Origin of the sequence: Paenibacillus sepulcri (genome assembly GCF_042647105.1) — a bacterium.
GTDB lineage: Bacteria > Bacillota > Bacilli > Paenibacillales > Paenibacillaceae > Paenibacillus_Z > Paenibacillus_Z sepulcri.
Window position 1 is genome coordinate 7,694,295 of record NZ_JBHRUP010000001.1, and the last position, 12,008, is coordinate 7,706,302.

Below are 12,008 nucleotides of genomic sequence, written 5' to 3' on the forward strand. Positions count from 1 at the left end.
CATGCTAACGGGGTGGAAATGGGTGGAATTTCAAGTATTTAACAGTCCTTTTAATGAGGAACAGGCAGAGCTGCTCAATCGATTGCTGCCTTCGCTGACAGAATCACAACGGATCTGGCTGAGCGGTTATCTGGCGGCTTCTTCTCAGACAGCAGCAGCAGCAGTTGCGGCGCCGGCAGCAGTGCCGACAGCAGCTTTGGCAGCGATTGCAGAGCCGGTCGCCGCCAGGGAGGTAACCGTGCTTTTCGGGTCTCAAACCGGGAACTGCAATGGACTTGCCAAGAAATTGTCCAAGAAGCTGGAAGAGCAGGGCCTCACGGTCTCACTCTCCTCCATGGCGGATTTCAAGCCGAATAACCTGAAGAAGGTCCAGGACCTGCTTCTGTTGGTGAGTACCCATGGGGAAGGAGATCCGCCGGATAACGCAATTTCTTTCTATGAATTCCTTCACAGCAAGAGAGCGCCGCAGCTGGAGGATCTGCGTTTCTCCGTGCTTGCTTTGGGAGATACCTCCTATGAGTTTTTCTGTCAAACAGGAAAGGATCTCGATGCGCGTCTGGAAGAGCTGGGCGGCAAGCGAATTATCCCCCGTGTCGACTGCGATGTGGATTTTGACGAGCCTGCTGCGGAATGGATCAGTAATGTTCTGGGATCCCTGAGCACGGCTTCTGCAGCACCTGCATCTGCAGCTAATGGAGCTGCGGCGGTTGTGAGCGTTACCGAATCGGAATCCGAATACTCCAGGACGAATCCATTCCAGGCCGAGGTTCTTGAGAATCTGAATTTGAACGGGCGCGGATCGGATCGTGAAACACGCCATCTCGAGATCTCCCTTGAGGGATCAAATCTGCAGTATGAACCGGGCGACAGCCTGGGCATCTATCCGGAGAACCATCCCCGCCTTGTGGACGAGTTGATCGGATTCATGGGCTGGAATGCGGATGAATCCGTGGCAATCAACAAGAGCGGCGAGACACGGTCATTGCGTGAAGCACTGCTCCGGCATTTTGAAATAACCGTTCTGACGAAGCCGCTGTTCGAGCAGCTGGCTAATCTGCCTTCAGGCAGCGTGATGAGAGAGCTTCTGGCTGCGGGACGCGAGCAGGAGCTTCGGGCTTATCTGAACGACAAGGATCTATTGGATCTGGTGCAGGATTATTCCCTTGCGGGTGTGCCTGCGGGCGAGTTCGTATCCCATTTGCGGAAGATTCCCGGCCGCTTGTACTCGATTGCCAGCAGTCCGAAAGCTTTCCCGGATGAAGTGCATGTTACCGTCCGGACGGTCCGTTACGAGGCACAGGGCCGCGACCGCTACGGCGTCTGCTCCGTTCAGCTTGCGGAGCGTGTACAGCCCGGCGATACGCTTCCGGTCTACATTCAGCATAATTCGAACTTCAAGCTTCCCGAGAATCCGGCTGCTCCAATCATTATGATTGGACCGGGTACGGGCGTCGCTCCGTTCAGAGCCTTCCTGGGCGAACGGGAAGAGACGGGCGCTGAAGGGGAATCCTGGTTGTTCTATGGCGATCAGCATTTCTCCACAGATTTCCTGTATCAGATTGAATGGCAGCGCTGGCTCAAGGACGGCGTGCTGACACGGCTGGATGTCGCGTTCTCGCGGGATACGGACAAGAAAGTATATGTCCAGCACCGGATGCTTGAGAAGAGCCGCGAATTCTATGAGTGGCTCCAGAAGGGAGCTTGCGTATACGTCTGCGGCGACGAGAAGAAAATGGCCCATGACGTTCATGCAGCTCTGGCGACTATTCTTGAGCAGGAGGGCGGCATGAGCCCTGAGGAAGCTTCCGATTATTTAATTCAATTGCAGCAGCAGAAACGTTATCAGCGGGATGTTTACTAGGATGCGCCCCGAAGATTGCGAGAGGAGATAGCAAGTATGGCACAAAATCAACTTCTTCACCCGCAGAATGCGCCGCACAGCGATGTTGAGGACATCAAACGCCGGAGCAATTATTTGCGGGGAAGCCTTGAAGAGACTTTGGAAAATGTCATTACGGGTTCCATTCCCGAAGACGATAACCGATTGATGAAATTCCATGGCAGCTACATGCAGGATGACCGGGATCTGCGCAATGAGCGGCAGAAACAAAAGCTGGAGCCTGCCTATCAGTTCATGCTGCGCGTACGCGCGGCTGGAGGTGTCGTCACGCCGGAGCAATGGCTGATGATGGACCGCATCGCAACGAAGAATGCCAATGGAACGATCCGGCTGACGACGCGCCAGTCCTTTCAGCTCCACGGGGTAATCAAGTGGAATATGAAGCAGACCATCCGGGAAGTGAATGATGCGCTGCTAACGACGCTTGCCGCGTGCGGCGACGTCAACCGCAACGTGATGTGCAATCCGAACCCGTACCAATCGGAGATTCATTCCGAGGTGTACGAGTGGGCCAGCAGAGTCAGCAATCACCTTGATCCGAAGACAAGAGCCTATCATGAAATTTGGCTTGATGGCGAGAAAATACTGGACAGCCAAAATGACGGGGAAGAAGTAGAACCGATCTACGGACCGGTTTACCTGCCGCGCAAGTTTAAAATTGGTATGGCTGTTCCTCCATCCAATGACGTTGATGTGTTTTCCCAGGATTTGGGCTTTATCGCTATTATTGAAGATGGAAAGCTGAAGGGCTTCAATGTGTCGGTAGGCGGCGGAATGGGAATGACGCATGGCGATTCCAAAACGTATCCGCAGGTTTCCAAAGTGATCGGGTTCTGTACACCGGAGCAAATCATCGATGTAGCCGAGAAAACGGTAATGATTCAACGGGATTACGGAGATCGTGCGGTCCGGAAGCATGCCCGTTTCAAATATACGATCGATGACCGCGGGATCGAATGGTTTATTAATGAATTAAGCGACCGTATGGGCTGGAAGCTTGAGGAAGCGCGTCCTTACCATTTTGACAGCAATGGCGACCGCTATGGCTGGGTAAAGGGAAATAACGGAAAATGGCATTTTACCCTGTTTGTCCAGAACGGCCGCGTCAAAGACGAAGCTGGCTATCCTCTGATGACAGGTTTAAGGGAAATCGCCAAGGTTCATACAGGCGACTACCGGCTTACGCCGAACCAGAATCTGATCATCGGCAATGTAACCAGCCATAAGAAGAAAAAAATCGAAGGTTTGATCAAGGAGTACGGACTTACCGATGGAGCCCATCATTCGGCTCTGCGCAGAAGCTCCATGGCCTGCGTGGCGCTGCCAACCTGCGGACTGGCAATGGCCGAATCGGAGCGATATCTCCCTTCGCTGATTGATAAAATGGAGCCGATGCTTGAGGAAGCTGGACTGCGCGACGAAGAAATCGTCATCCGTATGACCGGCTGCCCGAATGGATGCGCAAGACCAATGCTTGCGGAAATCGCGTTCATCGGCAAAGCACCGGGCAAATACAATATGTATTTGGGGGGCGGCTTTACAGGCAATCGTCTGAACAAGCTGTACAAGGAAAACATCGGGGAAGATGAGATTCTCGGTACTCTCCAGCCGATTGTGACGCAGTATGCAAAGGAAAGGCAAAGAGGCGAGCACTTCGGTGATTTTGTCATTCGCGCCGGCTTTGTGAAAGAGGTTCTGGACGGACAGGATTTTCACTCGTAAAGGTGCCTGCGCCGTAAAATAGGTATCAAGGCAGCAGAACGACCGCTTGAAAGGGCGGTCATTCTGCTGTTTCTATTTGCATACAGTCAGCTGTCTATGGATTCGTGCCGGTGAGGAGATTGATGGGAAACATCAGGCTAGTGGAAATTAAAGGACTGCCTCCGCATACAATCTACTATAGCCGCAGTTCAAGGAAAATAATATACAAAAAATGGAAATATAGTGGACGCCCTGCATGGAATGAACGACTCATCCAGTGAAGTATTGCGGTTAGGTCGGACGTTGATGCCGCAATCGCACATTATGTTGCCAGGAAAGTCCCTCTGTCATTTTCTTTTATCCGAAATATTTGTAAAGGAGGGATTGCTGTTACTATTCCTTTAGATTTCTTTCTGAAAGTAACCTTTGCCTTATTTCTGGGATTGCTGATTGGCATTGACCGTCAGTTAAAGCATAAGCCCCTTGGCTTGAAAACCTGTATGGTCATATCAGTGGCCAGCTGCCTGGTTACGGTGATCTCCATTGAGTCGATCGAAAAGTTCGGTGATCTCCTCACGACAAATCGTGATCCCATGCGGTTAGCGGCTCAAATTGTCAGCGGGGTCGGTTTCCTCGGCGCAGGCGTTATTCTGAGAAGAAACAATGATGTAATCTCGGGATTGACCTCCGCGGCGATGATTTGGGCGGCATCCGGAATCGGGATAGCGGTTGGGGCAGGATTTTATTGGGAGGCTTCCTATTCTGTTCTGATTATTATCCTTGCGGTTAACGTGTTGCCCTTCCTGATCCGGCGCATCGGACCTGAAAAATTAAGTCAAAAGGATATTTCCGTCAAGCTTATCGTGAATCCGACCTGCGATTTGACGCAAATCATTAAAAATCTCGAAAGCGAACGTGAGCTGACAGGGAAAAAAGGCGTGGATATCCGTGAGATTAAACTCAAGGATCTGGAATCCGGCAACCGGCAAATCGGTTTGATTCTATCCGCAACCCATAAACATTATGTTACCGATGTATACAATCTGGTGAAGCTGACGGATAACGTCATCACCGTTGAAATCGAGGAGTTATAACCTGAGTCATAAGCCGGCGCTTTGCTTTGCAAGCTGCATCAGATTGCATAAATTCTCCCTCAACCCTGCATATTAAAGTAGGTTGCCCAAAATGTTTTTACAACAAAGGAGAATATGACGATGCAGCAGCAAATACCATCAAATAATCGTTCGCAGAACGGATTGAACATGAATCATGGAGGTCATGAACTGCTTGATGTGCATCAGGTGTTGTCCTGTGCCGTCAATACGTTGGATCAATTCATGATTTTCAGGCAATTCGTTCAGGATCAGGAGCTTTTGGACATTCTGGACCGGCAGTATAATTTCATGCTCTCCCAATACAATCTGACGGCTGAATGCTTTAAGACCGGGCAGGAGCCAAACCAGAAAACAGCTACTTATATGATTAAACAAGTAACACAGCCGGTATACGGCATCAAACAGACCCAGCCGACAAAACCGAATCAATCCCTCGCTGACGTAAAGGATGCAGGCATATGCGATTATATGCAGGGGTTGGTTAAATCCCATGCTTCATTATTGACCATGTCAGCGGCAGAAGTTACAAATCCTGTCGTTCGCCGCGTGCTGGCATCTCAAATACAGCAGTTCATCGAAATGTCTTACGAGATTTTCATGTATCAAAACAAACATGGCTACTACCAAGTGCCGCAGTTTGATACTGCCGATATGCAAAAGATGCTGAATATGTACGCACCGGCAGCCGGAACGCCGCAAATGCCGGAACCTAACAAAGCGGCATTGCACTAACCCTGATTCAAAAAAAGCTTCCAAGAGCGCTCGGATATGCAAATGCATACCGGGCGTTTTTTTATTTAGTAAAATCCATTTGGAGGAATTATAACCGGGCAGCGGATAGTTGCATCTGCCCCGAACCATAATAAATGACAGCAATGTGAGGGAGGTTCAACCATGAATAGTAGCATTAATAAATTAACTATAGCCGCATTAGGCGGTGTCAACGAAATCGGTAAAAATATGTACATGCTGCAATATGATGATGATATTATTGCCATCGATTGCGGCTCCAAATTTCCGGATGAGAGCTTCTTGGGCATTGACCTGATCGTACCGGATGTAACGTATTTGCTCGCAAACAAGGATAAGGTACGGGCATTAGTCGTAACACACGGGCATGAGGATCATATTGGCGGAATTCCTTATTTGCTGAAGCAGCTTAATATTCCGGTTTACGCTACGAAGCTGACCATTGGCCTTATCGAAGTGAAACTAAAGGAACATGGGATTCTGAATGAAGCCCGTCTCAACATCATTGACGCGCAATCCAGACTGGATTTGGGAAGCATCCAGGCTTCCTTCTTCAGCACCAATCACAGCATACCCGATTGCCTGGGTATTGCTTTTCATACACCTGAAGGAACGATGGTGCACACCGGCGATTTCAAATTCGATATGTCTCCTGTGAATAAACAATATCCTGATCTTCATCGGATGGCGGAAATCGGCAATAATGGCGTGTTGGTGTTATTGTCGGAAAGCACGAATGCCGAGCGCCCCGGATTCACTCCATCTGAGCGTCTGGTTGGGGAACATATTACAGAAGCCTTCAGTAAAGCCGAGCAAAAGGTATTTATATCCACCTTTGCCTCCAATGTCCATCGCGTCCAGCAAATTATTGAAGCTTGCATTAATACAGGCCGGAAGCTTGTCCTGCTGGGCCGCAGTATGGCGAATGTGACGACGGTGGCGAATGAACTGGGGTACTTGAATATTCCGGAAGGTTTATTGATAGAGGCAGCGGATACAGACCGCTTCCCGCCCGGGAATATTGCCGTTCTGTGTACGGGCAGCCAAGGCGAACCGATGGCTGTTCTTTCACGCTTAGCCAGTTCGACCCATCGGGAAATCGAGGTCATGCCCGGAGATACGGTCATTATTGCGGCAACGGCAATTCCAGGCAATGAACGTAATGTCGCACGTATTATTGATAATCTATACTTGCTTGGGGCGAATGTCATCTATGGCTCAGGGAGTGCGACAGGCATGCATGTATCCGGGCACGGCAGCCAGGAAGAGTTGAAGCTAATGCTGACATTAATGAAGCCCAAATATTTTATCCCGGTTCACGGTGAATTCCGGATGTTGTATCAGCACCGGCTTCTTGCCGAATCTGTAGGTGTTGACCGCGAGAACATCTTTATTATTAACAATGGGGATCTTGTTGAATTTCGGGGGAATGCGGCACATAAAACCGGAAAAATACCAGCCGGGAATCTTCTTGTTGACGGATTAGGAATTGGCGACATCGGAAATATTGTACTGCGGGACAGAAAGCAGCTCTCCGCCGATGGCATTCTTGTCATCGTGATAACGCTCAGTAAAACAGAAGGGCATATTCTCTCTGGTCCGGATATCATAAGCAGGGGATTTGTTTACGTTCGGGATTCCGAGAAGCTGATGCAGGACATTAACCAGCTCGTACTAACGACCATTGATAAGCTCAAGGAAGAAAATATAAGCAGGTGGAGCATTATGAAACAAACTTTGCGTGATTCCATGGGAAGGTTTATATTTGCCCAAACTAGGAGAAGACCCATGATCCTCCCGGTTATTATTGAGGTCTAAAGCTCAGGTGAATAAAAAGAACTTAATCTTCGGAAAATAACCGGGGCAGATATGAAGGGAGGGATCTGTAATGGCTAAACAACAAGGGCATGCTGCACAAAATACAACCACCCGCACATCTGATAAAAAGGGCAACAAAGACAAAAAAGGCGGAGACAAATAGACCGGGAAAAGAGGGATTCCATTTGCTTAATCAGCTGGAAAGCAATTATGATTGCTCGAATGCAGGCGAGGATCTGCATCAATTAAAGCAGGAATTGGAGCAATTGATGTCCAAGAGCAGCAGCGAACACTCAACCGAGGAAAAGGAAACGTTAAACCGGCTTCAAAACCAAATACATTTTATCCATAACAAATGCGATATTCGTTAATTGAACTGAAATAATTGTAAGCCGGCCTTTGGGTCGGCTTTTTATATGCTGAACTTTAGATATTGACTACATAGTCAAGAATATGATAGGATTACATCATGAGCAGACCAAGAGAATTTGACGTGGATAAGGTTTTGAGTCAGTCGATGGAGGTTTTTTGGACCAAAGGCTATAAAGCGACCTCTTTCGAGGATCTGACGAACAAAACCAATGTGAAGAAACAGAGTCTTTATGGCGTATTTGAGGACAAACGCTCGCTTTTTTTAAAGGCACTCGCTCTTTATCGGACCCAAAGCCTCTCACAGCTTAGAGAAATGATCGACCAAGGCGGTTCGCCAACCCGTATTCTGGACGCTCTGCAATCAGCATCGCTTTGTTCCTCAAGCGAGGAGGCTCATAGAGGCTGTCTCATGGTTAACTCTGCGATGGAGTTTGGCATGGATGATCGGGAAGTTGCGAATGAGTTCGAACTTATGTTTAGTGAAGTACGGCTTGTTCTTGAGGAGGTCATTCGAAACGGACAAGCTGGAGGAGAAATCACAAACCGGTTCACAAGTCAGGAATTAGCGGCCTACCTGGCCAATACCTTGCGCGGCATCCGAATACTAGAGAAAACAGGCGCGCCTGCAGATCAGATCGAAATGGTGCTGAACACGGCATTCGATTTGATTAAAAACTAATTTTTTTTGTCTGATTTTTGACTTCGTAGTCAAAAATTTTTTATTCAATTATTGACTTCGCAGTCAATAAAAACACCAAAACAATACAAGAGGAGCTGTTCATCATGTCTACTTTCCCCCAAATCTTGTCCACGTATCAACTAGGCCGCCTCACGCTTAAAAACAGGGTGGTTCTTGCGCCCATGACAAGGGGATCCGCAGAGTCCGACGGCAGGGCGACGGAAAATATGGCCCGTTATTATGCCCGCTTCGCCTCTGGCGATTTTGGACTTGTTATTACGGAATCCGGCTACATGGATGATACCTTCAGTCAAGGATTGCTGAACCAGCCGGGTATTACGAAGGATTCACATATCCAGGCATGGAAAGGCGTTACGGAAGCGGTTCATGCACAAGGAGGAAAAATCATTTTACAGCTTGCCCATGCCGGTGCGCTGTCCCAAGTGAATCCTAATAGTGGACAAACGGTTGCTCCTTCCGCTTTGAAGCCGGAGGGTGAGAGAAGTCCGCTTTATGGCAAGGGAGGCGAATTTCCGACTGCCAGGGCTTTAGATATTGAAGAAATCAAGGAGCTGATCGGGAACTTTGCGAAAGCTGCTTCGAATGCGGAGAAAGCCGGCTTCGACGGTGTTGAAATTCACTCTGCGAGCGGCTTTCTGCCGGACCAGTTTTTGACCGGATACACGAATCAGCGGACGGACGAATACGGCGGATCCCTGGAGAATCGCCTCCGGTTTCTTATTGAAACTATAGAAGCTGTCAAAGCAGCAACAGGCGAAGATTTTGTTGTCGGTGTCCGCATTTCGCAAGCGAAAGTGAATAATTTTACCTACAAGTGGGAGCATGGGGAAGAGGATGCAAGGGTTATTTTTGAAAGCATCGGAGCAGCCAAAGCCGACTACATCCATACGTATGAATACCGCGCATTGGACCCTGCTTTCGAGGAGTCTGGTCCTACGCTTGCCGAGCTGGCGAAGAAATACGGCAATACTGCTGTCATTGCCAACGGCGGACTCGATCAGCCTGCTGATGCAGCGAAGATGCTGGAGAAGGGCTCCGATCTGATTGCGCTTGCCAAAGCGGCGCTGTCCAACCATGACTGGCCGAAAAAAGTGCAAAACGGGCAGCCAATCGAACCCTTCACGGGTGATGTGCTGACGCCGACTCCGACCCTGAAGGAAAAAGAACTATTGAACTGAAAATAGGAGCATCGCCCTGGTTTCTAGCATTAAAGCCAGAACCTGTATATCTGAAGCGTAAAAGCAGCATGATAAATAATGCTTGCTTTAAAGTCCACTTTAAGGTGTATAGTTAAAGCTCGAGAAATCATATCTGATGATCAGGGAGGTGTGGAGAGTTGTCATTTTCAATCAAAGAAGCCTCCGAACGGCTTGAGCTTCCTCCTCATACGATCCGTTATTATGAGAAAGAAGGGCTGCTTCCTTTTATACAAAGGGATCAGTACGGGAACCGGCTGTTTGAACAAAAGGACCTGGACTGGATCAACCTGATGACATGTTTCCGTGCGACGGGGATGACGGTAGCAGCCTTGAAACGGATTGTCGATCTTGCTATTATGGGCGATGAGACGATACCGGAAAGAAAAGAGATATTGGAAAATCATAAGCTGGAGCTTCAACGAAGACAGTTGGAGCTGGACAGGGCATTTGAAGCGGTTAATCAAAAATTGTCGATATACAACACCCGCCAAATTCCCGATTCAAGTCCCATGAACGAATTGATGCTGAATCCGCCGAGAAGCTGAAACCAGAAGACCGGATTCCCTTTTAATGAAGGGAGTCCGGTTTTTTTCTTGTTTTCTCTAAACAGGACATGAGCTGTCCAGTTCATATGGTACAGTCACTGATGAAACAAAAAACGGTAACCAGAAAGCGGGAATTTACGATGACTGACCGACAGGAAGAATTTGGAGTTACCCGAAGCAGCAGGGCTTTTCAAGCTTTTCGCCATGCAATCGAGGAGGGATCGCTGACAGAATTCCTTTTGATGGCTTCCGATGATTTGCGCTTCGCCGTTCCAATGCCCTTCGTCGAATGGAAGGGCATGCAGTACGGCAAGAAACGATTTGAAGAATTGGTACTCATGGAGCGTGAAGCCTTGGCTGTCCGGTTAACGTCTTTGCTGGAGCTCGAGGATGCCAATCATGGGATCGTGGTATTCAGCGCGGAAGGAACGTTGAACGGCGCACCCTACAGCAATGAGCTGACGATTGTTTTTGAATTCGAGAATGAAAGGATTCGATCATTCCGTGAATATGTCGGATCGACACAATATATGCTGTCCGCTGAATGATATAAGAATGGGATGAATCAACACAAGGAATATTATATTGCATATCGCATTTTTCTCCTCAGGCTGCGACAGCCTGGGGCTTCCTGCTCTTCCGGATAGAAACGGCGGCTGCGGCGAAGGACAAAAGCAGCGCAATGCTGGCGACCCACGGATTGTACAAGACGGTCGAATTCAAGGTGACGGCCATACCGCCGACTCCCGCTCCAGCTGCCAAACCGACCTGCGTCACGGAGGTGTTCAGGCTGATGATGAGATTGGCCGATTGCGGGGCCTTCTCGATGAAGTAGGTCTGCGTAGCAGGGCCCATAATAAACATGGACATCACCCACAGGGACAGGAGCATCATGGCAAGAGGAAATGAATGAACGGCCAGCGGCAGTAAAGCCAGCGTCAGGACATGACCGGTCAAGCTGATGACGATGATCCTTACGCTTCCCCATTTATCGATAGCGGAGCCGCCCAGCCGTGAACCCAAAGCACCGGCAATTCCGAAGGTGAGCATGATGAATCCGATATCCGATGCGCTGCGCTGCAGGATTGTTCCGAGATATGAGGTTACATACGTAAACATGACGGAGTTGCCGATTTCCCTGAACAGAACGAGCAGCAGCGCCGACAAAATGACCGGATTCGCAAGCACCGCGAACTGTTGCTTGAAGGCTACGGGAGCATCCCCTTCGATCTCCGGCAGCAGGAGGGCCATGCCAATCAGAATGAAGAGGCTGCCGGCGGCGAGGAAGAGAAAGATTGTCTGCCAGCTGAACATAGCGGTCAGCGCAATCCCGACGGGCACGCCAAGAATCATGGCGCTGCTGAAGCCGAGAATAATGGTACCGATCGCGCTGCCGATTTTCTCGGGAGGCACCATCTTGGCTGCAGCGCTGAAGGCGGCTACCATCAATACGCCGGAGCTCATGCCCAATATCATGCGGGCAGCCATCAGCAGGATGAAGCCGGAGCTTGCGAACGAGACGAGATTGCCGATAATAAAGACGGATAAGGCAATGAGCAGCAATTTTTTTCGGCCCATTCGCGCAGTCAGAGACACAATAACCGGAGTTCCTATCGCAAATGCGAGCGAATAGGCGGTTATGAGCTGTCCGGCAAGTGCGACAGAGATATGCATCTCTTCAGCCAGCACATTCAGAATGCCCGCCACGACCAATTCTGAAGTAGCCGTGAAGAAGACGGCTATCATTAAAATGTAAATGACAATTCGGTTCATAAACAACCATTCCTTTCCGTTTTCCTGGGCTTCTGTCTTGTTCGGAGCCCATTGCGATTGTATATGCGCTTGGCCGCGTCCGGATAAGCGGCTTAAACGAATTATAATCAAGCTGATTTCATAAAGTAAGAACGC

The 12,008-nt window shown here is 49.2% G+C and carries 11 protein-coding genes; 10 read left to right on the forward strand and 1 reads right to left on the reverse strand.

Going from position 1 to position 12,008, the window contains the following annotated elements:
• Positions 1-22: 22 nt before the first annotated feature.
• The 10 genes from ACFOLF_RS33345 (at position 23) to ACFOLF_RS33390 (ending at position 10,648) form a co-directional block, all read left to right on the forward strand.
• Positions 23-1,861 (forward strand): assimilatory sulfite reductase (NADPH) flavoprotein subunit, encoded by a 1,839-nt coding sequence (locus tag ACFOLF_RS33345; RefSeq protein WP_210043904.1) that lies wholly within the window; start codon positions 23-25, stop codon positions 1,859-1,861.
• Between the two features lie 36 nt (positions 1,862-1,897).
• On the forward strand, positions 1,898-3,622 hold the full coding sequence (cysI, locus tag ACFOLF_RS33350) for an assimilatory sulfite reductase (NADPH) hemoprotein subunit (protein ID WP_210043903.1): 1,725 nt from the start codon (positions 1,898-1,900) through the stop codon (positions 3,620-3,622).
• A gap of 374 nt (positions 3,623-3,996) precedes the next feature.
• Complete coding sequence (locus tag ACFOLF_RS33355) at positions 3,997-4,695, forward strand: MgtC/SapB family protein (protein ID WP_210044044.1); 699 nt, start codon at positions 3,997-3,999, stop codon at positions 4,693-4,695.
• A 120-nt stretch (positions 4,696-4,815) separates the two neighbouring features.
• Positions 4,816-5,448, forward strand: coding sequence for a spore coat protein (locus tag ACFOLF_RS33360; RefSeq protein ID WP_210043902.1), 633 nt, complete (start codon positions 4,816-4,818; stop codon positions 5,446-5,448).
• A 162-nt stretch (positions 5,449-5,610) separates the two neighbouring features.
• Positions 5,611-7,284, forward strand: coding sequence for a ribonuclease J (locus tag ACFOLF_RS33365; RefSeq protein WP_210043901.1), 1,674 nt, complete (start codon positions 5,611-5,613; stop codon positions 7,282-7,284).
• Positions 7,285-7,469: 185 nt separating this feature from the next.
• Complete coding sequence (locus tag ACFOLF_RS33370) at positions 7,470-7,655, forward strand: DUF2524 domain-containing protein (protein ID WP_379112647.1); 186 nt, start codon at positions 7,470-7,472, stop codon at positions 7,653-7,655.
• A gap of 98 nt (positions 7,656-7,753) precedes the next feature.
• Positions 7,754-8,335, forward strand: coding sequence for a TetR/AcrR family transcriptional regulator (locus tag ACFOLF_RS33375; RefSeq protein ID WP_210043900.1), 582 nt, complete (start codon positions 7,754-7,756; stop codon positions 8,333-8,335).
• A gap of 104 nt (positions 8,336-8,439) precedes the next feature.
• Positions 8,440-9,534, forward strand: a complete 1,095-nt coding sequence (locus ACFOLF_RS33380; RefSeq protein WP_210043899.1) for an oxidoreductase — start codon at positions 8,440-8,442, stop codon at positions 9,532-9,534.
• Between the two features lie 158 nt (positions 9,535-9,692).
• The gene (locus tag ACFOLF_RS33385) at positions 9,693-10,100 is read left to right on the forward strand and encodes a MerR family transcriptional regulator (protein WP_210043898.1); all 408 of its coding nucleotides are present in this window, start codon (positions 9,693-9,695) and stop codon (positions 10,098-10,100) included.
• Between the two features lie 140 nt (positions 10,101-10,240).
• Positions 10,241-10,648 (forward strand): nuclear transport factor 2 family protein, encoded by a 408-nt coding sequence (locus ACFOLF_RS33390; RefSeq protein ID WP_210043897.1) that lies wholly within the window; start codon positions 10,241-10,243, stop codon positions 10,646-10,648.
• Between the two features lie 58 nt (positions 10,649-10,706).
• Here the strand turns inward: ACFOLF_RS33390 and ACFOLF_RS33395 are convergent, their stop codons facing one another.
• On the reverse strand, positions 10,707-11,873 hold the full coding sequence (locus tag ACFOLF_RS33395) for an MFS transporter (protein ID WP_210043896.1): 1,167 nt from the start codon (positions 11,871-11,873) through the stop codon (positions 10,707-10,709).
• Positions 11,874-12,008 lie beyond the last annotated feature (135 nt).